Source organism: Pseudoalteromonas sp. AWM4_233, assembly GCF_056158285.1.
In genome coordinates this window covers 222,375-244,167 of the sequence record NZ_JBSWSZ010000001.1, presented here as the reverse complement: position 1 = coordinate 244,167, position 21,793 = coordinate 222,375, and the positions used below count along the sequence as shown (strand labels likewise).

The following is a 21,793-nucleotide window of genomic DNA, read 5'->3' as shown; positions in this document are numbered from 1 at the left end:
GTTTGAATTACATTTTTTATTACGTAGCCGAATAATTGCTACACTTATAGAGCGCGTATTTTTAAGGAGACTCTCTATGACAACATTTGCTTGGTTAGGATTAATTGTGGTAGTTGCTATTGCTGCATTTTTCTTAGGTTCAATGATCACCAAGAAACAACTTAAGCATGACGATTTAGAGCAACAAGTACAATCTGCAAAGCACGAATTAGAGCAATACCGCCAAGAAGTAGCAGACCACCTTGCAAGCACTAAGAAGTTAATGACTAAAATGCAAGACAGTTACTCTCAGCTTCTGATCCATGTCGAAGAAACAGATAAAGCACTGCTAAATGTTAAACCTGCTATGCCTGATGAACCTTTCTTCTCAAAAGAAACCACGGAGCAACTACAAGCTTCGTTACAAAGTCGCCCTGAGCGCCGCCGTGAAGCGAAAAATGATACATTGTCAGCACAACCAAGCGATTATGCTGAAGGTGAAACAGGTATTTTCTCAGGCGAAAGCTCAGAAGTTGAGCAATCAAAAGTCTCTTGATGAACTTTTTTTAGCCCCCATAGTCAGTAAGTACAGTTACCAAAAATGACGAACTGGTAAGAAAGCAAAAAGTTTACTTACCTATCATCAATGATATATGCCCGCTTTTTAATGATTAAAAGAAAATGGGCGTTATTACTTTTCGGAGTACTTATTGACTATGAAACTAAAACTATCGTTATTATCTGCTGCTATTTTTTCAACAGCCCTTTTTCTTTCTCCTACAGCAGTTGAAGCCAAACTCCCTGTCGCGGTCGATGGCCAGTCTTTACCTACCCTTGCGCCAATGCTAGAACGCGTTACACCTGGGGTTGTGAGTATTCGTGTATCAGGCGCAAAAGAGGTTCGCCGTCGTGTCGACCCTTTTGACTACTTCTTTGGTAATCCTCAACCTCGTAACCAAAAGCGTCCTTTCAGTGGGTTAGGTTCTGGTGTCATTATTGATGCCAATGAAGGTTACGTAGTAACAAACAGCCATGTTATCGACGAAGCCGATAAAATTATCGTTACTTTGAAAGATGGAAGAGAGTTTGATGCCAAACTGGTTGGTCGCGATAAAGAATCTGATATCGCATTGCTAGAAATCGACGCGGACAACCTCACAGAGGTGAAACTGGCTAATTCTGACAAGCTACGAGTCGGTGACTTCTCAGTTGCCATTGGTAACCCGTTCGGCCTGAGCCACACTGTAACATCAGGTATTGTCAGTGCGTTGGGTCGTAGTGGTTTAAATATTGAAGGCTATGAAGACTTCATTCAAACCGACGCGGCTATTAACCAAGGTAACTCAGGTGGCGCTTTGGTAAATCTAAACGGTGAGCTAATCGGCATTAATACTGCCATTCTTGGCGCTTCGGGCGGTAATGTCGGTATCGGTTTTGCCATCCCTTCTAATATGATGAAGAACCTCGTTGATCAAATAATCGAATTTGGACAAGTACGCCGAGGCTCTTTAGGTATTATTGGCCGTACACTAGATGCAGGCCTAGCAAAAGCGCAAGATTTAGAAGTTCAGCAAGGTGCCTTTGTTATGCAAATAGTAAAAGACTCAGCGGCAAACGAAGCCGGTATTAAAGCCAATGATGTGATTGTCAGTCTGAATGGTGATGAGATCCAAAGCTTCGAAGAGCTTAGAGGCAAAATCGCCACCATAGGTGAAGGTAGAACCATTGAGCTAGGTGTATTCCGCGACGGTAGAAAACGTACCATTGAAGTGACACTTAAAGGCCAAGGCGAGCTGCAAGCTCAAGCAGATAAAGTACACCCGATGCTACGCGGTGCTGTGCTGGAAAGTGGCGAGCGTAACGGCAACCAAGGTGTCATTGTCTCTAGTATCGAAGAGCGCTCACCAGCTCTGCGAGTTGGTCTTGAAGAAGGTGATGTGATCATGCAAGTAAACCGTCAGCGCGTTAAGAACATTCGCGATATGAGCAACTTAATCGAAGACATTCAAGGCAACATCGTATTGGGAATTAAACGCGGACGAGACTCTGTGTTTATTCTAATTCAATAACTTGTTTTAAGTCTTAGCTAATAAAATGCAGCGTCTTATTGTCGCTGCATTTTTATTTGTGCCATCATTACTATTCTGCTTTCAGTAAGATAAAATAACTGTTTGTTGTGTAATGAATAAAAATGAGCGATGGCGTGCTAAAACTTTTTAAATTTATTCTTCCCCCTTTGTTTGTCGGCCTTGGGATCGCATTTTTAGTGATTTGGTTCTCACCCAATCTAAAAAGCGTCGTTTTGCCAAAGCTCGCTATGCCAAGCCATTACACCAGTAGCCATATGAGCTTTGCCGACTCAGTCGCTAAAGCCTCACCTGCCGTGGTAACGATTTTTTCTGAAAGTATTTCATCCGTGCCTCGATACCAAAGGCGTAACACCACACAAGAACTCGGGTCTGGTGTGATTATGTCGAGCGATGGCTATATTCTGACAAACTACCATGTGGTTAATGACGCAGACCAAATCATGGTCATCTTGACTGACGGTAGACGCTTCTATGATGTACAAGTGATCGGTTTTGATACCATCACCGATCTCGCTTTGCTAAAAATCCCAGGTCAGCACCTACCCGTTATCCCAACCGACGATGAGTTTATTCCTCGCGTGGGCGATGTAGTTTTAGCGATTGGTAACCCCCTTAATTTAGGTCAAACCATTACCCAAGGCGTGATCAGTGCCACAGGTAAGCAAACACTCACTGATAGTCAATATAACAATTTGCTGCAAATGGACGCCGCTGTGAATGTAGGCAATTCTGGTGGGGCTTTAGTTAACTCAAACGGTATTCTCGTTGGCATTACCTCAGCACAATTTAGAACGCGACTGAATATAGACATACAAGGAATATCTTTCGCTGTACCTTATCAGTTAGCCAAACAAGTCATGCAACGACTTATCGCGGATGGTCGAGTGGTTCGCGGCTACTTAGGCTTTAGAGGCACCGCCGTTGATAGTTCTGGCAATGAAGTAACCGACTTATATACTCCGATTGTTGGCTTGTTGATCAGCGAACTGGACCCGTTGGGCCCAGCATGGCAAGCGGGTATGCAAGATAGAGATATTATTGTTAAAGTTGCGGGCCAATCGATTTCTAACCCACAAAAAACATTACAGTTCATTGGTAACACAAAGCCTGGCACTGAACTTGAGTTTGAGGTGCTGAGAAATGGTGAACACAGAACTATTACTTTGACTGTTGCTGAGCTAGAAATTAACACCAACTAATTCAATTCGTGAACTCAGCTAATTCAAGCCAAAGCATATACAAAAAAGCGACCTCTCTAACTAGGTCGCTTTTTAAAATGAGAATAGATAAGTCGTGATTAATTGTGACGGCGTTTAATATTCGCACCCAACTTACTTAGCTTATCTTCGATACGCTGATACCCTCTATCAACATGATAGATACGATCAACCACAGTCTCGCCTTGTGCAACAATACCCGTCAAAATTAAGCTCGCTGACGCACGTAAATCAGTCGCCATGACTTGTGCGCCCGATAACTTATCAGTATCGCCACAAATCGCTGTATTGCCTTCTAAACGAATATTGGCACCCATACGCTGTAATTCAGGCACATGCATAAAACGATTCTCAAAAATCGTTTCTGTGATTGTTGCACTGCCATTTGCTACCACATTCATCGCCGTAAACTGCGCCTGCATATCCGTTGGAAAGCCAGGGTGAGGCATGGTTTTAATGTTCACAGCTTTTAACTCGCGCTGACGCATATCGATGTAGATGCTGTCTTGTTGCACTTCAACTAAGGCATTGGCGTCTCGCAGCTTTTCAAGCACAGGCTCTAAACTATGGTAATCTGTGTTTTTACATAACACCTCACCTTTCGCCATTGCTGCAGCCACCAAGAAAGTACCTGTTTCAATACGGTCTGGTAAGATTTTATGCTCGCATCCAGATAGCTGTTCAACCCCTTCAATCTCGATGCGATGAGTACCTGCACCTGAGATTTTTGCCCCCATTGCCACTAGGCATTCAGCAAGGTTTACTATTTCTGGTTCGCGTGCCGCATTTTCTAATACCGTTTTACCATCAGCAAGCGTTGCTGCCATCAGTAAGTTCTCTGTCGCGCCTACACTCACGGTTTCCATGTAGATGTCAGCGCCCTGCAGACGACCCGAAGACGTCGCATTAATATAGCCGTTTTCTACATTAATGGTTGCGCCCATTTTTTCTAGGCCGCGAATGTGTAAATCGACTGGGCGAGCACCAATGGCACAACCACCCGGCAAAGAAACTTGAGCTTGACCAAAACGGGCTAATAAAGGCCCTAATGCCAATACAGATGCACGCATCTGCTTTACAAGTTCATATGGGGCTAGCACTTTATCAACGGTGCTTCCGTCGACTTCAAGATTATCTCCATGCCATTTAACTTCTGCGCCAAGCGTCTTTAGCAGCGCTTCAGTTGTGCCTATGTCGCGAAGCTGAGGTACATTCGAGAAAATACTCTTGCCATTCCCAAGTAAGGCTGCAAAAAGAATAGGAAGGGCGGCATTTTTAGCGCCCGAAATTGTGACTTCACCAGCTAGGGTGGTGCCACCTTGGATAACAAACTGATCCATTGTGGCTCCGTTATTGAGGAAGGATGAATTTACGTTCTCTCTGCCACTCTGTTGGCGTGAAGGCTTTAATGCTTAAAGCGTGAATGGTGCCGTCTTTGATCACATCCATCAAAGGCCCGTAAACTAGCTGTTGCTTCTTAACTCGACTCGCCCCGTCAAAACATTCACCAACTGCAATCACCTCATAGTGACTACCATTGGCTTTAACTATGACTTCTTCTAGTGACAATGCTTCTTGTAATACCGCTTCGACTTGGTTTGTTTCCATTAGATTCACTCAAATAAGTTAGATACCTGACCTAACTCCATCAATTTATGCAGCTGCTCAGGTATATTTTTCAGCTCAAGGCGCTTACCTTGGCGTTGCAAAAGACCTAAAGAGTGAATTAACCAAGCTAAGCCCGCCGTGTCAACCCTAGAAACCTCAGAAAGGTCAAAATATAGGACTGACTGCGTACTTTGTAGCTGTTGGTTAAGAAGGCGTTCATCTATTAAGCTATTTCGGGTTAATTCTCCCTTAATCGCGACTACACCTTCTTGTTGTGGTGAAAACTGCAAATTAGTTGCCATCATCACCTCTGAATTGAACTGGTAAACGGCTCTTTTTATCTAGAAGATCGATAACATGTTCGATACCTTGTTGACGCAGCACACCATGCAATTCAGTTTGTTTCGCATCAAGTAATGAAATACCCTCTGCCATCATGTCATATGCACGCCACTCATTACCTTTCCCTTTGCGTACCTTGAAGTCAATCTTAATATCAGGTTTACCTGGCTCAACAATGCGGGTTTTTACAACTGCAACATCATCGCCATCAAAACTGCGGGCTTCTCCAAACTCCACCTTTTGGTTTTTATACTGGGTAAACACGCCAGCATAAGTTGCCACTAAGTAGCGCTGGAATACATCGATGAATGTTTTAATATGCTCAACAGCCTGCTTTTTCTCAGCAGGATCTGTCATGGTACGTACTTTTTGAATATAGCTACCAAGCACACGATAAGCCGCATACTTGTAATCTACATATGGCATCAGTTCTTGTTCAACAATAACACGTAAGTGCTCTTTGTCAGTCGAGATGATGCCTTGATCTTTGGCTACACGTTTAAATGTATTGTCAGCAACCTGCTCAACCATTTTATACGGATCGCTTAAATCCACCTGTGATGCGGCGAGCACCTGAGCAGACATCACTAAACCTACAGCAACCATTAAAAACTTCTTAAACATGATTATTCCCCACCTTGGTTAAACAGGAATTGACCAATTAGCTCTTCAAGCACCAATGCCGATTTAGTATCAGTTAACATGTCACCATTTTTAAGCGCGACACTTTCAACACCGAATAGGTCATCTAATTCAGAGCCTGCATTACTTGTCACTTCATTTCCTAAACAACTTTGCTTCGCTGATTCAGCAGCAATAACTGGAGAAAGGCCAAGGTACTGCTCACCTAAAATACCTGATGTTAAAATAGAGACAGAGGTTGTATCAGAAAACTGACACTCGTAGCTCGCATCAATACTCATATTCACAACAGGTAAAAATTCTTGTGGGTGAATGTAAATACTTTCAACACGACCGATAACAACACCACCCACTTTAATCGGCGCACGTGTTTTTAAAGAACCAATATTTTCAAATTTAGCGCTCAGCGTGTATGTATCACCATTACCACTGATCCCTGAGTTTGCGACTTTAAGCGCTAAAATAGCAAAGGCTGCAACGCCGAGTGCGACAAATAAGCCAACTAAAATTTCTATTTTCCGTGTATTCATAATTTCTCAAAACCCTTAATTTGAAAACATCACCGCTGTTAATAAAAAGTCGAAACCTAAAACGGCCAGCGACGAATGAACAACTGTTTCAGTGGTCGCTTTACTGATCCCTTCGGATGTAGGAACACAGTCGTATCCTTTGTAAAGCGCAATCCATGTCACGATCAGTGCAAAAACGAAGCTCTTGATCATGCCATTTAAAATATCTTGCTGGAACGACACCTGAGACTGCATGATTGACCAGAAGCTGCCTGAATCGACACCTAACCAATCAACGCCCACTAAGTGCGCACCAATAATTGCAACTGCTGAAAATATCAATGCCAACAGCGGCATACTAATAAAACCAGCCCAAAAACGAGGGGCTACGACCCTCTTAAGCGGATCAATTGCCATCATTTCTAGACTTGATAACTGCTCGGTTGCTTTCATCAAACCAATCTCGGCAGTTAATGCACTGCCCGCACGACCGGCAAATAATAGTGCAGTTACAACCGGGCCCAACTCACGAAGTAAACTCAATGCAACCAAAGGACCTAAGCTGTCTTCAGCTCCGTACCCCACCAAAACGGTATAACCTTGTAAAGCCAGTACCATGCCGATGAATAAGCCCGACACCATGATGATCAATAACGATTGATGACCTACCATGTACAGCTGCTTAATTAACAACGGCGTGCCTTTTTTGAAATTAGGCATACTTAGCAAGGCGCCCAATAACATACGTGTTGCACGCCCTAATGAAGCAAAACGACTCAGTGTTTTATGGCCTAATGCTTGTAAAAAATCCATTATTGCTGGGCTCCTAGTAACAATTCATCTTCGTAAGGCGCAGCTTTAAAGTGGAAAGGCACTGGACCGTCTGATAACCCTTTTAAGAATTGCTGCACTAGTGGCGAACTATGTTGCAACATCTGCTCTGGCGTGCCCGTGCCAATCACGCCTTGTTCAGCAATAATCACCACATGATCCGCAATACTCAGTACTTCTGTTACATCGTGCGTTACGATTAAAGAAGACAAACCTAACACTTGATTAAGCGACTTGATCAGACGTACTAATACGCCCATTGAAATTGGGTCTTGTCCAGCAAACGGTTCATCGTACATGATGAGGTCAGGATCTAAAGCTATTGAGCGCGCTAGTGCTGCACGTCTTGCCATACCACCAGATAATTCTGACGGCATTAAATCTCTGGCACCACGAAGGCCAACAGCCTGAAGCTTCATAAGTACAACAAGGCGAATTAGCTCTTCACTTAATTGCGTATGTTCTCTGAGCGGGAAAGCGATATTATCGAATACTGACATATCAGTGAAAAGCGCGCCGCTTTGAAAGAGCATGCTCATTTTCGTACGGGCTTCATAAAGCTCAGCACGGGTCATACCCGGTACACTTTGCCCTTCAAATGTAATGTCGCCACTATCTGGCTTTAATTGACCGCCAATAAGGCGCAACATAGTAGTTTTACCAATACCACTCGGGCCCATAATTGCGGTTATCTTCCCCTTTGGTACCGAGAAACTCATGTTCTTATAGATGGTCCTATCACCTCTGGAGAAAGTTACATCCTTGATTTCGATAATTGATTGCGACAAGTCGCGCTCCACATTCTGGTTCACCAATTTGCATATCATACTTTTTTTTGGTTTTAGTGTGAAAAGAGAATTCGTAAAATTTTGTAAGCGGTAGATACAGCTCTGCTTTAGTAATAGCTCACTTCTATGAATAAAGCTTTTTACCTAGCGTTTTGTTTATACTTTTTTTTATGCTTTTGATACTATTTGCCGCAATTTTGTTTTCGTTGTTGGCATATTCTTTTTATGATTTTATCTTTCATCATTTTGATACTTGGTTTTGCCGCGTTAGTTTGGAGTGCGGACCGCTTTGTCTTTGGTGCGGCAGCATTGGCAAGAAATTTCGGTGTACCGACATTAATCGTAGGTTTAACTATAGTAGCAATGGGTTCATCGGCCCCGGAAATGATGGTTGCAGCGCAGGCTGCTTTTGCAGATAAAACAGATACCGCAGTGGGTAATGCGGTGGGCTCGAACATCGCCAATATACTACTAGTATTAGGTATTACCGCACTGTTGCGCCCACTTTCTGTTGGCTCTGGTATCTTAAAACGCGAGATGCCATTGCTTGTGATTGTGTCTTTAGGTGCTTGGTTCATCGTCAGTGACAATCACTTTAGTCGCACTGAAGGCCTGGTTTTATTTGCTGGCTTTATCACCTTCCTCGCGACCTTACTTATTTTAACCAAACGTTCAGGCAACCAAGACGATGATCCTTTAGTTACTGAAGCATGTGATGAAGTACCCAATAATGTACCAACCAGTAAAGCTGTTTTATGGTTAGTCGTGGGTATGATTATGCTCCCTATTAGCTCAGGTTACCTTATTGATGCGGCCGTTGATATTGCCAAATATTTTGGTATGAGCGACTTATTAATTGGCCTAACAATCATTGCAGTTGGTACCAGTCTTCCTGAACTAGCTGCCTGTATTGCTGGCGTATTAAAAAATGAAGATGACCTAGCAATGGGTAACATCATTGGCTCAAATATTTTTAATATTCTCGCAGTGCTTTCTATTGCGGGGATCTTAAACCCAGCTGATATCGACGCAAACATCGCACAACGCGACATTTACATTATGCTTTGTGCAACGTTCACCTTAATCGCGATGAGCTTAAGCCTCAAAGGCACTCGCCGCATCAACCGCGTTGAAGGGGGGCTGCTGCTTGCCGCGTTCATCGGGTATATGTATTACATTATTTAGTTGCTGGAGTGCACATGACTGCTGAACAATTTACTAAAACGGCTTTAAATGTCATCGATATTGAAAAACAAGCCATAGATGAAATTGCACAATATATTGATGAAAGCTTTGTTGAAGCATGCCAAGCTATTTTTGACTGCCAGGGCAGAACCATAGTCATTGGTATGGGTAAATCAGGGCACATAGGCAACAAAATAGCTGCAACACTCGCCAGTACAGGCACCCCCGCTTTTTTTGTTCACCCAGGTGAAGCAAGCCATGGTGATCTGGGTATGATCACCAAAGACGATGTGGTGTTACTGATCTCAAATTCGGGAGAGACCAGCGAAGTCGTCAATATTATTCCTGTTATAAAGCGCATTGGAGCTAAAACCATTGCCATGACTGGTAACCCTAACTCTGCAATGGCTAATCTTTCTGATATTCATTTGTGTATCGCGGTCTCAAAAGAAGCCTGCCCATTGGGATTAGCGCCAACAGCGAGCACGACGGCAACACTGGTAATGGGAGATGCACTTGCCGTTGCCCTACTAGAAGCACGTGGCTTTACTGCCGATGATTTTGCACTTTCGCATCCTGGTGGTTCACTTGGTAGACGTTTATTACTGACCTTAGATGACATCATGCATCAAGGTGAGCAAATGCCAATCATCGAAACAGGCAAACTAATCAAAGATGCGTTATTCGAAATATCGAGCAAAGGCTTAGGTATGACGGCAATCGTCGATGAAAAGGGAATCTTAGCCGGTATTTTTACCGACGGAGACTTACGCCGTATTATTGAGCAAAAACTCGATTTGCACAGCGCAAAAATTGATGATGCAATGACAGTCAAATGTACAACCGCAAAAGCTGATATGCTTGCGGCTGAGGCGTTAAACATCATGGAAAACAAACGCATTAATGGTTTGATCGTGGTTGATGAAACTAATCGCCCAATTGGCGTTCTGAACATGCAAGACTTATTAAAAGCAGGAGTCATTTAAATGCAATTTGCCGACTTATATCAGCCTATTAGTCAGGATGTAGTAACCAGAGCAAAGCAAATTAAGTTACTTATTTGTGATATTGACGGCGTATTCTCTGACGGCCGTATTTACCTTGGCAATAATGGCGAAGAATTAAAGGCATTTAACACCAAAGATGGCTTCGGTATAAAAGCACTGATCAACTCAGGCGTTGAAGTTGCCGTCATCACCGGTCGCCATTCACTGATTGTTCAGCAACGTATGACTAGCTTAACAGTAGAACATATTTACCAAGGGCAAGAAGACAAGGTGAAAGCTTACGAAGAGCTGAAAGCCAACCTAAACCTGACAGATATCGAAATTGCTTATATTGGTGACGACGGTCCTGATTTGCCAGTCATGGAGCAAGTGGGTTTTGCAGTGGCCGTAAATGATGCACACCCAATCATTCGCAATCTTTCACACTACACGACTTTACTGCCTGGTGGATTTGGCGCAGTGAGAGAACTAACTGACTTACTCATGTTGTGCCAGGGTCATACACTCGGCACATCAGGAACAAGCGCATGACGGTCAACCGCGTCATATTATTAATTATTTTTGCACTGACCATGTATTGGATATGGTCACCGTATTTTGATCAGCCTAAAAAGCAAAGTGCCAGCGAAGAAGAGAGCATCGCCACCCCTGATTATGTTGCTACAGATCTAAAGCAAACCAAATATTCTGAAGCCGGCATACGAAATTACCTAGTTGAAGCGAATAAAATGGAGCTTTATCAGCAGCTCGGGTTTAGCCATTTTACATCACCGACATTCACCCTGTTTAATGGCCCACAAAATTGGCAACTTTCGGCCAATGAAGCCACTTTATATGAAAATAACATGCTGATCTTAGAGGGAGATGTTAAAGCCCTAAATCTAACTGAAGGTGCTATGATAAACCAAATCAGCGCAGACCATATTCAAGTAGATATAACTCAGCGCGCCATGCGCTCAGATCTACCCGTAGAAATTGTGGGTCCTCACTTAAATATAAAAGGGCAAGGCCTCAATGCCGACCTCAATACTGAAATTATTGAGCTCATTAACCATACGCGAACCATTTACTATGACCAATAAACTACTTCTTTCACTGCTACTACTCGGCTTTTCTAACTTTGCTTTGGCTGAAACAGCACCTATGTCACAAGTATCAATTAAAGCAGGTAAGCAGCAAGCACAATTAAAGACAAACATTGGTATCTTTGAAGAAAATGTTGAAATCATTCATGGCAACCGTGAAATTTATGCCGATAGATTAGAAGTACATCAGCGTGAAGAGCTCGGTGAAAACAAGCAGCTTTTAGTCGCAACAGGCAAACCAGCTCGTTTTATCGAAAAGCAACCGGATGGCACAGTATTAAGCGCCAGCGCAGAAGAAGTTAGGTATGACGTTGCCAATAGACTACTTACCATCAAAGGCAAAGCTGAAATAAGCCTGGGAGGTCAAAGTACAAAAGCTGAAGCGATTATTTATGACATCGAGAAGCAACTGATCAGTGCTGAGCGAAACGAACAAAATCAGCAACGTGTACACACGGTATTGATACCAGAGAAAAAAGCATCAAAGTCTAACCCTGAACAAGGTCAATGAGCATGAGTGTGTTAACTGCCACAGCCCTAGCAAAAAGCTACAAAGGCCGCCAAGTCGTAAAAAATGTCAGCCTAAGCGTGGAAGCCGGAAGCATTGTTGGTCTTCTCGGTCCTAATGGCGCAGGTAAAACCACCAGTTTTTACATGATCGTTGGTCTTGTGCCTAGCGATAAAGGCAAAGTCACCATAGATGATGAAGATATCACTTTGCTACCTATGCACAGTAGAGCACGCATGGGCATTGGTTATCTGCCTCAAGAGTCTTCAATCTTCAGAAAGTTGACTGTTTATCAAAACTTAATGGCTATTTTAGAGACCCGTAAAGACCTCAATAAAGTACAAAGAGAGCAAACTTTAGACGACTTACTGGATGAGTTTAATATTCAACATATTCGGGACAGTCAGGGCATGGCTTTATCAGGTGGTGAGCGTCGCCGAGTTGAAATTGCTCGCGCTTTAGCCGCAAACCCTAAATTTATTCTTTTAGATGAGCCTTTTGCTGGCGTTGATCCGATTTCGGTGTTAGATATAAAGAAAATTGTTGAGCATTTAAAAAACCGCGGCATTGGTGTCCTCATTACAGATCACAATGTAAGAGAAACCCTTGATGTTTGTGAGAAAGCTTATATTGTTTCACATGGTGAATTAATCGCGTCAGGTACGCCTGAGTCAGTTTTAGCTGATCAAACCGTAAGAGACGTCTACCTAGGTGAACAATTCCGTCTATAGTTAAAGCAAGACATAATCCAAATAACAAAAAGGATTGTTAGAAATACATGAGGCAATCGCTACAGCTGCGCATGGGGCAGCAACTAACCATGACACCACAATTGCAACAAGCAATTCGCTTGCTGCAATTGAGCACACTTGATCTACAGCAAGAGATCCAAGAAGCGCTGGATAGCAACCCTTTACTCGAAGTAGATGAGTCGGAATTAGAGCCAAGTACTGATGGCAATGATTCAGACAAAGCGACCAAAGACACTGACTCTAGCGAGCAACTCTCTAACTCTACTGATGATGGTCACGGTGATGAACCGACCAGCGATTACGAACTCGATAGCGATGCAGCACTGAGTAAAGACACTGTCAGTGACGATCTCGCGATGGATGTGACATGGGACGAGTACATGAGTGCAGCACCGAGCACCAGTAGCGGCCCTATGCCTGAAGACGAAACGGTTTATCAGGGTGAGACCACTGAAACATTACACGAATATTTAATGTGGCAATTAGAACTCACGCCATTCAGCCCAACCGATAAAGCCATTGCCGTTGCCATTGTTGAAGCCGTTGATGATGCAGGCTTACTTACTGTTAGTACCGAAGAACTCCTAGAAAGTATTAATGAAGGCAATGACGAAGAGTTAATTGAACTCGATGAAGTAGAAGCTGTATTAAAGCGTATTCAACTCTTTGACCCTGTAGGTATTGCCGCTCGCTCATTACAAGAATGCTTATGTATTCAACTCAATCAGTTTGATGCAGACACGCCTTTCATAGCTGAAACAAAAATGGTGTTAAGCGAGCATATTGATTTGCTGGCCAGCCGTGATTACCGCACTATCATGAAAAAGACCAAGCTCAAAGAGCCTGAGTTAAAAGAAGTGATGACACTCATTCACAGCCTTAATCCTAAACCTGCCGCCAGCATTATTCGTGAAGAATCTGAGTATGTTATTCCTGATGTGTCGGTGAAAAAAGTAAAAGGCCGCTGGGTTGTTGAGCTAAACCCTGAATGTATGCCTAAAATTAGGGTTAATGATCATTATGCGGCAATGTCACGCTCAGTAAAATCAAGCACTGACAGCCAATTCATTCGCTCTCACCTACAAGAAGCAAAATGGTTTATTAAGAGCTTAGAAAGCCGTAATGACACTTTAATGAAAGTTACCAATTGCATTGTGCAACAACAACAGGCATTCTTTGAACATGGACCTGAGGCAATGAAGCCTATGGTTTTGAATGATGTTGCTGAGATGGTCGAGATGCACGAGTCTACCATTTCTCGTGTCACCACTCAGAAGTACATGCATACACCCCGTGGCATTTTTGAGTTGAAGTACTTCTTCTCAAGTCACGTAAGCACTGAAAACGGAGGTGAATGCTCATCGACTGCGATTAGAGCATTGATCAAAAAGCTAATTGCTGCAGAAAATACAGCTAAGCCATTGAGCGACAGCAAAATTGCAGATATATTGGCAGAACAGGGAATCAAAGTGGCACGTCGTACAATTGCGAAATACCGCGAGTCACTCTCTATTCCACCGTCAAATCAGCGTAAGAGCTTGATTTAAGACGTAAACCAAGAGAAGGAAAATGCTTATGCAACTAAATTTAACTGGTCGTCACGTAGAAATTACAGATTCATTAAGAGACTATGTAAACACGAAGTTTGCAAAGCTAGAAAGGCATTTTGATCACATTAATAACGTTCACGTGATCTTAGATGTTGAGAAGCTGGTACAAAAAGCCGAAGCTACCGTTCATTTAAATGGCGGTGAAATTTTCGCTTCAGATGAACACTCTGATATGTACGCAGCCATTGATAAACTCGTTGATAAACTCGATCGCCAAGTTATCAAACACAAAGAGAAATTAACTCGACACTAACCATGAAACTTAGCTCGATTATCAACAAGGACTGCAGTAAAGCTGCGGTCCTTTTTAATAGCAAAAAACGTGCGCTAGAGTACATCAGTGAATTAGCGAGCCAACACCTTCCAGAGCATAACGCCCACGAAATATTAGATGCATTCCTAACGCGGGAAAAACTAGGCAGCACAGGCATAGGCAAAGGTATTGCTATTCCTCATGGCCGCCTTACAGGCATTGATACTATTTTTGCCATTTTAGTGACTAATCAAAACGGTATTGATTTTGACGCAATAGATAACCGACCAGTCGATATTCTCTTGGCAATGCTTGTACCTGAAGGTAATAATGCAGAACATCTAAAGACCTTAGCTGCAATTGCTGATAAACTAAACAACAAAGAGTTTTGCAAGCAACTTCGTCACGCAAAAGACGATGAGGCACTCTATCAACTTATTGCACTTCAAGATTAATTAACAGAGAGGAATCCATGGAACTGATCATCATTAGTGGTCGCTCAGGGTCGGGCAAATCCGTTGCCTTAAGGGTATTGGAAGACCTAGGTTATTATTGTGTTGATAACATTCCAGTTAATCTCCTTCCTTCTTTGGTTAGAAGTGTTTCTGATAACTATGACAAAATAGCCGTCAGTATCGATGTTCGTAACCTGCCAAAAGAGCAACAAGAATTTAATGATATTCTTGAATACTTACCAGGCTTTGCAAATCCCACGCTGTTCTATTTAGATAGTGATGACCAAGCACTGATCAAACGCTTTTCAGAAACACGCCGATTGCATCCGCTTTCTTTAAATAACCTGCCGCTTGATTTAGCAATTAAAGAAGAAAAGAAATTACTCGATGTGTTAATCACACGCGCAGATGTGCTGCTCGATACGACAGATTTAAGTGTACACCAGCTAGCTGAAACCATTCGAGAGCAGATCCTTGGCAAAAAAGATAAGCAACTTATCATTACTTTCTTATCTTTTGGTTTTAAACATGGGATCCCTAAACAAGCCGATTATGTATTTGATGCGCGCTTTTTACCAAACCCGCATTGGGAGCCTGAACTAAAACCACTGACAGGTTTAGATCAACCAGTTAAAGATTATCTGGCAAGCCACAGCATAGTGCAAAAGTTCACGTGGCAGATCCAAACCTTTGTCCAGACTTGGTTACCTCATCTAGAGCGCAATAATCGCAGCTATTTAACCATTGCAATTGGTTGTACTGGCGGACAACACCGCTCTGTTTACCTAGCACAAACCATTGGTGAAAGCTTTGCTAAAACTCATAACAATGTGCAAATACGTCACCGCGAACAAGACGTAGACTAAAGTATGGTTAAGGCAGAAGATACTTTTCTAATCCAAAACAAGTGTGGTCTGCATGCACGCGCAGCCACAGTACTTGCACAATTAGCCCAACAGTTTGATGCGCAGATCACCCTTTACCAAGATGACAAAGAAGCTCCTGGTGATAGTGTACTCGCTTTGCTCATGCTTGAAAGCAGTCATGGTAAGCAGCTTCGAGTGTGCTGTGAAGGTCCAGATGCCCAGCCTGCACTCACAGCCATTGGCGAGTTAATTGCACAAAAATTTCATGAAGATGAGTAACCAAGCACTTGGTAACTCTGCAAAAATTACGTTAAACTTAAGGCACTCTTTTAGGCGCCCACAGTAACTGCCTAAACCTTTATTCTCGGTGCACACCACCTAATAAATGGATTGCCTATGCCAGAAGCCTTAGAACAAGACTATACGTTGCAACAATTACAACAAGTAACGCACGCAATAAACAATGGTCAGTTTGTTCAGGTTAGGCGTATTCTGGCTGAAACTCCCCCCTGCGACACCGCATTACTACTTGAATCTTCCCCGCACAAAGTGCGTACACAGCTATGGCAATTAGTTGACCCTGATATTCAAGGTGATGTACTCGAAGAGCTATCTGAAGACGTTCGTATTGGTATTATCAACCAAATGGATCCAGAGCTCATTGCAGCCGCAACTGAGGATATGGATGACGATGACTTAGGTGAAGTACTAAGAAGCTTACCTGATGACGTCTATCAAGACGTTGTCGGCGCAATGGACGCACAAGATAGGGCAAGGGCAACCCAAGCGCTTTCTTATCAAGAGCGCTCTGCGGGTGCATTAATGAGCACAGATACGGTCACCATTAGACCTGATGTGACGCTCGACGTGGTACTGCGTTATTTACGCCTACGAGGCGAGTTACCCGATGGCACCGACGATTTATATGTCGTCGATAAAGAAAACCAGTTTATCGGGGCGCTGCCTGTCGCAACCCTTTTAACGAACTCACCCGATAAAGTGGTTGCAGAACTCATGGATGATGAGAAAGAAACTATTCCCGTTTCAATGGATGAAAGTGACGTGGCGCAACTCTTCGAACGTCATAACTGGATTTCAGCAGCGGTTGTTGATGATAACTTACAACTGCTTGGTCGAATCACCATTGATGACATCGTAGACGTTATTCGTGAAGACGCTGAACACAGCTTGTTAAGCATGGCGGGTCTAGATGATGAAGAAGATACCTTCGCACCGGTTTTGAAAAGTAGCCAGCGCCGCTCTATCTGGCTTGGCATTAACCTTTTAACGGCTTTGCTTGCCGCCTTTGTCGCCAGCTTTTTCGAAAGTACACTAGATATACTCCCTATTTTAGCGGTACTTAATGGCATTGTACCTAGTATGGGTGGGGTGGCTGGTAGCCAAACCCTAACTTTAGTTATTCGTGGTATTGCCCTTGGCCATATCAACAACACCAACCAGAAGTTCTTGCTTGGTAAAGAGCTCGCCATCGGGGCACTAAATGGTGTGCTTTGGTCTCTGTTAATCGCAGGTGTTGTCGCCATATGGCAGTGGGATTTCGTACTCGGTGGCGTGATCGCCTTTGCTATGTTCATGAACTTACTTGCAGCCGGTATAGCCGGTGCCAGTATCCCCATCATCTTAAAGCGTATGAACATAGATCCAGCCCTTGCGGGCAGTGTGGTTCTTACCACAGTCACAGATATTGTGGGTATCTTTGCCTTCTTAGGCACAGCGACCTGGTTCTTAGTTTAGACCCCTCCAAACACAAAAAAGCCCGCTCAATATCGCGGGCTTTTACTTTAATTAAGGCCTATTCCCCTGCGACCTGCATTGACTCAATTAATATCGACCCTGTTTGTACACTACCACGCGCTTCAATATCTCCACCAATGGCCTGCACATTCATGAACATGTCTTTTAGATTGCCAGCAATGGTGATTTCGCTCACCGGATATTGGATCTCGCCCTGCTCAACCCAAAAACCAGCTGCGCCTCGAGAGTAATCTCCTGTTACTGTATTCACACCTTGGCCCATTAATTCTGTCACTAACAACCCTGTGCCCATTTCCTTAAGAACAGCCTTTAGGTCATCGTGCGTCTGCTGCACTAACCAATTATGGATACCGCCAGCATGGCCTGTGGCTGTCATACCCATTTTTCTTGCCGCATAACTCGCGAGTAAGTAAGTTTGCAACTCGCCACCATGAATGATTTCACGATCCAGCGTTTTTACCCCTTCACTATCAAATGGGCTAGACGCTAATCCTTTCAATAAATGAGGGCGCTCTGACACATTTACTTTGTCACTAAAAATTTGCTTACCCAAAGAGTCTAACAAGAAGCTCGACTTACGATATAACGCACCACCACCGATTGCTGAAACCAAATGCCCAAACAAGCTATTCGCAATATCCGCTCGAAACACCACAGGCGTCTTCATGGTGGCAATTTTTCTACTGTTCAAACGAGCAATGGTTGACTCAGCGGCTTCAAGGCCGACCGATTGTGCCGATTTTAAACCAGATTGATCACGACTGAGAGTATAAGCATGATCGCGCTGCATTTGCTCGCCATCTTGACCAATCACCATAGTGCTTAAGCTATGACGTGTTCTCGGGAAGCCCGCTAAAAAACCATGAGTATTACCATAAACTCGTAAGCCTTCATGACTAGAGAAGCTCGCACCATCTGAGTTAACAATACGCTCATCAAACTCTAATGCCGCTTTTTCAGCTTCAATACACAGCTCAACACCCTGCTCTGGCGTTACTTCCCAAGGGTGATATAAGTCTAAATCTGGCGGAGACATCTCAAGCAGCGCTTTATCAGCGACACCATTACATGGGTCATCCGAAGTAAACTTCGCAATATCAATGGCTTTTTCAACCACAGAGCGAAGCGCCTTAGGGCTCAGGTCAGCGGTTGATGCAGAACCTTTATGATTGCCCACATATACACTGATCCCAAGACCACCATCTTGGTTAAACTCAATGGTCTCAACCTCACCCATCCGCGTACTCACAGACAAGCCTGAAGTGCTCGACATTGCGGCTTCTGCTGCTGTTGCACCAAGTTTTGTTGCGTGGGACAACGCCTCTGATACGGCCTGTTTGACTTCATCTATTTGAGTAAAAATCGCACTTTGCTGCTCAGATTTCATAGTTATGCTCTCTAAAAACACCTTTAATATCTAAATGCTAACACACATATTCGACTTCGCCTTATCAAGGCACAGCATTTATGACGTATAATTGTTATAATCCGCAAAATTTTTATAGAAACTCCGCACCATGGCTAAAAAAAAGAAACCCGTTATTGAAGAAGAAATTATTTACGTTTCAAAAAGCGAGCTAAAACGTGACGCACAGCAGTACCAACAACTAGCTATCGATTTAGCAGCTATGAGTAAAAAGCAGCGTGATAAGTTACCGCTAAGTGATGACCTTATAGAAGCCATGGTTGTTGCTGACAAGATCAGAGCGAAATCTGAAGCGTATCGCCGTCATATTAACTACATCAGTAAAACACTCCGCCTTACAGACAATGTCGCTGACATTGAAGCTGCTATTGAGTTAATGCTGAACAAAAACAATCAAGCCGATGTTTTACTTAACAAGATTGAATCAACCAGAACTGAGTTAATCAATAATGGTGACAGCTTAATTAACGCGCTTTTAGAACAGTACCCGTCGCTGGAAAGACAAAAACTTCGCCAATTAGTTCGCCAAGCAGCGAAAGAAGCCAAAGCCGAAAAGCCAGCAAAAGGCCACAAAGATCTATTTCAGTATCTTAAAGAAGTCATGATGCCTTAATCTCTGAGTGTGATTGCTGCGGTTGAACAGTTAGCCGCAGTTTCTCCCCTCTTTAAAAAATGATTCTTTATTAAGCAATTGAACAAGATAAGTAGATTTTTTCGACTTTAAGTGGTGACAAGCCTTATAAAAATTTTTATACTGCCTGCGCTTTTTACGATTCCATTCGGTTTCAAGCACTTCTAAATGGCCCTATAGCTCAGTTGGTTAGAGCACACGACTCATAATCGTTAGGTCCCTGGTTCGAGTCCAGGTGGGGCCACCATTTACTCCTATATTCATACTTCATTCAAATTCATCTTTTTATAATCAAAGCTTTTTAAACTCATTACTCATATTACAATATACATGTTTTTAATGGCTTAAAGTCTAGTATCTAGGCACTAGCTCATTTCTAACTCTATGCGTTTATTTTAACCTAAGCATCAAGTCGAGAACATTACGTGAAAAAATTAGCAGTAGCACTGAGTGCATTAATTTTAGTTTCAGGTTGTCAAATGTCGCAGCGTCAAAATGCGACTACGGGTGAGACCGAAACAAACTCAGCAACAAGAGGCGCCATTATTGGCGTAGTATCGGGTGCCATCGTAGGTCTAGCGACCGGTAAAGATGCTGATGATCGCAGAAAGCGTGCGCTAATTGGTGCAACTACCGGAGGTGCAATCGGTGCAGGTGTTGGCTATTACTTCGATAAGCAAGAAGCTGCACTTCGCGAAGAGTTAATGAACTCTGGCGTTCAAGTAAAAAGGGTGGGTGAAGATAAACTCGTATTAATTATGCAAAACGGTATCGGCTTTGATTCAGGTTCAGACAAGTTAAGTACTTCAATTTATCAGACACTAGATGGTGTTGCGAAAGTACTTGTTGAGTATCCTGATACGCAGCTATTAATCGAAGGTCATACTGACAGCTCAGGTAGCGAGTCTTTAAATAAAACTCTCTCTGAAAAGCGTGCGAACTCAGTAAAAGCTTACTTACAAAGCCAGAAGGTTGCAGCAAATCGTTTATTCACCGAAGGTCTAGGTGAGTCTCTGCCTATTTGCGATAACAGCACCAAAGCTGGCCGCACTTGTAACAGACGTGTTGAAATCAGCATCTTCCCTGCGAAGAAGTAATTTCATTTCATACTTTAGCCCAGCTCACATATAAGAACTGGGCTTTCTCATTTCCAATGTATTTCCCTTTACTGAGCCTATTTTGATAGATTTTCTTCTTGAACTTCTAAACCTTTTCTTCATTTTATATGTATGATTACTCAATATATGAATAGGAGATAACTATGCGTTTTTTTCTACTACTTTCAATACTGTTATGTAGTTTCGTTGCTTTAGGTAAAACTGAGCAAATATCCCAACAGGCACTACTAATTAATCAAATGTCTGCAACACCACATCAAATTATCGATGTCAGAAGCCCTGAAGAATTTGCAGCGGGACATGTAAAAGGGGCTATTAACATTCCTTTTAATAAGATCGAACAGCACCAAGATTTACTCAATTCACTAAAACAAAAAACGCTTGTTGTATACTGTCGCTCAGGTCGTAGAGCGGGGATCTTTGAACGTGCGCTGTCTAAAGACAGATTTAACCTTTTACACTTAAGCGGTGATATGAATGCTTGGCAGGCTGAGAGTTTGCCCACTGTGAAATAACACTTTAAGTATTTTATTTGCCCTCTTGTCACCACTTCAAGATGATTAAACATGCTGAGATATCGGAATAAATCATCACGAAAACAAGACTATTTTAAAGAATGTGATAGTATTGTTTGGCAGTGTAAGGATTTTAAAGTATGAATGTTGAACAATTAGTCGATAAAGCAAAACAAGTCTGTGATAACCGTGGCGCACGTTTTACGGCGATCCGTGAAAAAGTCTTCCGTCTACTTGCTGCTAAGCAAGGTGGCGTGGGTGCCTATGATCTTTTAGAAGAATTAAAAGTCTCTGAGCCTGGTGCTAAGCCAGCAACGATTTATCGCGCTTTAGACTTTTTATCTGAGCTTGGTTTTATCCATAAAATTGAAAGCACCAATGCATTTATGCTGTGTCATCATTTCGACCATATTCATCCTGTACAGTTGTTGATCTGTGATGATTGTGGGCATGTTGACGAGCTTCATTCAAGTTTAATTTCGCATGAACTGAATAACTTAGCGTCTGAGCGAGGCTTTCAGGTAAGTAACCAAACAATAGAAGCACATGGCAAGTGTGAAAAGTGTAAAGACTAAGTGCAGTTATGCAATTAAACCACTA

General features: G+C 42.9%; 27 protein-coding genes and 1 tRNA gene. 20 read left to right on the top strand and 8 right to left on the bottom strand.

The genetic code is table 11. The features are described 5' to 3' along the window. Positions 1-76: 76 nt before the first annotated feature. From ACXAC4_RS01180 to ACXAC4_RS01170, 3 genes are all read left to right on the top strand, one after another. Positions 77-535, top strand: coding sequence for a Z-ring associated ZapG family protein (locus ACXAC4_RS01180; RefSeq protein WP_349284747.1), 459 nt, complete (start codon positions 77-79; stop codon positions 533-535). Between the two features lie 160 nt (positions 536-695). Further along, positions 696-2,048 carry a Do family serine endopeptidase gene (locus ACXAC4_RS01175; protein WP_349284748.1) on the top strand — a complete coding sequence of 451 codons (1,353 nt, stop codon included), beginning with the start codon at positions 696-698 and terminating at the stop codon, positions 2,046-2,048. Positions 2,049-2,182: 134 nt separating this feature from the next. Further along, positions 2,183-3,268 carry a trypsin-like peptidase domain-containing protein gene (locus ACXAC4_RS01170; RefSeq protein WP_475158443.1) on the top strand — a complete coding sequence of 362 codons (1,086 nt, stop codon included), beginning with the start codon at positions 2,183-2,185 and terminating at the stop codon, positions 3,266-3,268. A gap of 98 nt (positions 3,269-3,366) precedes the next feature. Here ACXAC4_RS01170 and murA read toward each other — a convergent pair whose 3' ends face one another. From murA to ACXAC4_RS01135, 7 genes are read right to left on the bottom strand one after another with little or no spacing between them, the layout of a single operon-like run. After that, the gene (gene murA / locus ACXAC4_RS01165) at positions 3,367-4,626 is read right to left on the bottom strand and encodes a UDP-N-acetylglucosamine 1-carboxyvinyltransferase (RefSeq protein ID WP_475158440.1); all 1,260 of its coding nucleotides are present in this window, start codon (positions 4,624-4,626) and stop codon (positions 3,367-3,369) included. A gap of 10 nt (positions 4,627-4,636) precedes the next feature. Further along, positions 4,637-4,894 (bottom strand): BolA family iron metabolism protein IbaG, encoded by a 258-nt coding sequence (ibaG, locus tag ACXAC4_RS01160; RefSeq protein WP_058028609.1) that lies wholly within the window; start codon positions 4,892-4,894, stop codon positions 4,637-4,639. A 5-nt stretch (positions 4,895-4,899) separates the two neighbouring features. After that, positions 4,900-5,199, bottom strand: a complete 300-nt coding sequence (locus tag ACXAC4_RS01155) for an STAS domain-containing protein (RefSeq protein ID WP_138481540.1) — start codon at positions 5,197-5,199, stop codon at positions 4,900-4,902. Then, positions 5,186-5,860, bottom strand: a complete 675-nt coding sequence (locus tag ACXAC4_RS01150) for an MlaC/ttg2D family ABC transporter substrate-binding protein (protein WP_475158438.1) — start codon at positions 5,858-5,860, stop codon at positions 5,186-5,188. Before ACXAC4_RS01150 ends, ACXAC4_RS01155 begins: the two co-directional genes overlap by 14 nt. A gap of 2 nt (positions 5,861-5,862) precedes the next feature. After that, complete coding sequence (gene mlaD / locus ACXAC4_RS01145; RefSeq protein ID WP_138481544.1) at positions 5,863-6,408, bottom strand: outer membrane lipid asymmetry maintenance protein MlaD; 546 nt, start codon at positions 6,406-6,408, stop codon at positions 5,863-5,865. Positions 6,409-6,423: 15 nt separating this feature from the next. Then, a complete protein-coding gene (mlaE, locus tag ACXAC4_RS01140; RefSeq protein WP_475164013.1) occupies positions 6,424-7,203 on the bottom strand; it encodes a lipid asymmetry maintenance ABC transporter permease subunit MlaE in 780 nt (259 codons plus the stop codon). Beyond that, entirely contained in the window at positions 7,200-8,006 is an 807-nt protein-coding gene (locus tag ACXAC4_RS01135; protein ID WP_475158437.1) for an ATP-binding cassette domain-containing protein, read from the bottom strand. The genes mlaE and ACXAC4_RS01135 overlap by 4 nt, the downstream gene beginning before the upstream one ends. A 225-nt stretch (positions 8,007-8,231) precedes the next feature. Here ACXAC4_RS01135 and ACXAC4_RS01130 point away from each other — a divergent pair, with 225 nt between their 5' ends. The 12 genes from ACXAC4_RS01130 (at position 8,232) to mgtE (ending at position 17,482) form a co-directional block, all read left to right on the top strand. Further along, positions 8,232-9,191: a calcium/sodium antiporter gene (locus ACXAC4_RS01130; RefSeq protein ID WP_475158434.1), complete on the top strand. Its 960-nt coding sequence runs from the start codon at positions 8,232-8,234 to the stop codon at positions 9,189-9,191. Between the two features lie 14 nt (positions 9,192-9,205). Further along, complete coding sequence (locus ACXAC4_RS01125) at positions 9,206-10,177, top strand: KpsF/GutQ family sugar-phosphate isomerase (protein ID WP_475158432.1); 972 nt, start codon at positions 9,206-9,208, stop codon at positions 10,175-10,177. Continuing rightward, entirely contained in the window at positions 10,178-10,729 is a 552-nt protein-coding gene (kdsC, locus tag ACXAC4_RS01120; RefSeq protein WP_475158430.1) for a 3-deoxy-manno-octulosonate-8-phosphatase KdsC, read from the top strand. It begins immediately after the preceding gene. Beyond that, positions 10,726-11,280 carry an LPS export ABC transporter periplasmic protein LptC gene (gene lptC / locus ACXAC4_RS01115; RefSeq protein WP_475158429.1) on the top strand — a complete coding sequence of 185 codons (555 nt, stop codon included), beginning with the start codon at positions 10,726-10,728 and terminating at the stop codon, positions 11,278-11,280. Before kdsC ends, lptC begins: the two co-directional genes overlap by 4 nt. After that, positions 11,270-11,794, top strand: coding sequence for a lipopolysaccharide transport periplasmic protein LptA (gene lptA, locus ACXAC4_RS01110; protein ID WP_349284757.1), 525 nt, complete (start codon positions 11,270-11,272; stop codon positions 11,792-11,794). The genes lptC and lptA overlap by 11 nt, the downstream gene beginning before the upstream one ends. Before the next feature lie 2 nt (positions 11,795-11,796). After that, positions 11,797-12,522: an LPS export ABC transporter ATP-binding protein gene (gene lptB, locus ACXAC4_RS01105; RefSeq protein WP_138481556.1), complete on the top strand. Its 726-nt coding sequence runs from the start codon at positions 11,797-11,799 to the stop codon at positions 12,520-12,522. Positions 12,523-12,569: 47 nt separating this feature from the next. Next, a complete protein-coding gene (locus tag ACXAC4_RS01100; protein WP_475158424.1) occupies positions 12,570-14,090 on the top strand; it encodes an RNA polymerase factor sigma-54 in 1,521 nt (506 codons plus the stop codon). Between the two features lie 28 nt (positions 14,091-14,118). Further along, on the top strand, positions 14,119-14,406 hold the full coding sequence (hpf, locus tag ACXAC4_RS01095; protein WP_130255587.1) for a ribosome hibernation promoting factor: 288 nt from the start codon (positions 14,119-14,121) through the stop codon (positions 14,404-14,406). Between the two features lie 2 nt (positions 14,407-14,408). Continuing rightward, entirely contained in the window at positions 14,409-14,861 is a 453-nt protein-coding gene (gene ptsN, locus ACXAC4_RS01090; protein ID WP_390448007.1) for a PTS IIA-like nitrogen regulatory protein PtsN, read from the top strand. A gap of 17 nt (positions 14,862-14,878) precedes the next feature. Next, positions 14,879-15,727 (top strand): RNase adapter RapZ, encoded by an 849-nt coding sequence (gene rapZ, locus ACXAC4_RS01085; protein WP_138481564.1) that lies wholly within the window; start codon positions 14,879-14,881, stop codon positions 15,725-15,727. 3 nt (positions 15,728-15,730) lie between these two features. Continuing rightward, positions 15,731-16,006 (top strand): HPr family phosphocarrier protein, encoded by a 276-nt coding sequence (locus ACXAC4_RS01080; protein ID WP_138481566.1) that lies wholly within the window; start codon positions 15,731-15,733, stop codon positions 16,004-16,006. 117 nt (positions 16,007-16,123) lie between these two features. Next, the gene (gene mgtE, locus ACXAC4_RS01075; RefSeq protein ID WP_349284760.1) at positions 16,124-17,482 is read left to right on the top strand and encodes a magnesium transporter; all 1,359 of its coding nucleotides are present in this window, start codon (positions 16,124-16,126) and stop codon (positions 17,480-17,482) included. Between the two features lie 58 nt (positions 17,483-17,540). Here mgtE and pmbA read toward each other — a convergent pair whose 3' ends face one another. Continuing rightward, the gene (pmbA, locus tag ACXAC4_RS01070; protein WP_475158420.1) at positions 17,541-18,890 is read right to left on the bottom strand and encodes a metalloprotease PmbA; all 1,350 of its coding nucleotides are present in this window, start codon (positions 18,888-18,890) and stop codon (positions 17,541-17,543) included. Positions 18,891-19,020: 130 nt separating this feature from the next. Between pmbA and yjgA the strand changes: the two genes are divergently transcribed. The 5 genes from yjgA (at position 19,021) to ACXAC4_RS01045 (ending at position 21,768) form a co-directional block, all read left to right on the top strand. Beyond that, on the top strand, positions 19,021-19,542 hold the full coding sequence (gene yjgA / locus ACXAC4_RS01065; RefSeq protein WP_138481572.1) for a ribosome biogenesis factor YjgA: 522 nt from the start codon (positions 19,021-19,023) through the stop codon (positions 19,540-19,542). 188 nt (positions 19,543-19,730) lie between these two features. Further along, positions 19,731-19,807: transfer RNA gene (locus tag ACXAC4_RS01060), tRNA-Ile, on the top strand. Positions 19,808-19,985: 178 nt separating this feature from the next. After that, positions 19,986-20,657, top strand: a complete 672-nt coding sequence (locus ACXAC4_RS01055; protein ID WP_475158419.1) for a YiaD family glycine zipper/OmpA-like lipoprotein — start codon at positions 19,986-19,988, stop codon at positions 20,655-20,657. Between the two features lie 164 nt (positions 20,658-20,821). Continuing rightward, on the top strand, positions 20,822-21,193 hold the full coding sequence (locus ACXAC4_RS01050) for a rhodanese-like domain-containing protein (RefSeq protein WP_475158417.1): 372 nt from the start codon (positions 20,822-20,824) through the stop codon (positions 21,191-21,193). A 140-nt stretch (positions 21,194-21,333) separates the two neighbouring features. Beyond that, positions 21,334-21,768 carry a transcriptional repressor gene (locus tag ACXAC4_RS01045; RefSeq protein ID WP_058028574.1) on the top strand — a complete coding sequence of 145 codons (435 nt, stop codon included), beginning with the start codon at positions 21,334-21,336 and terminating at the stop codon, positions 21,766-21,768. The last annotated feature ends 25 nt before the right edge of the window (positions 21,769-21,793 follow it).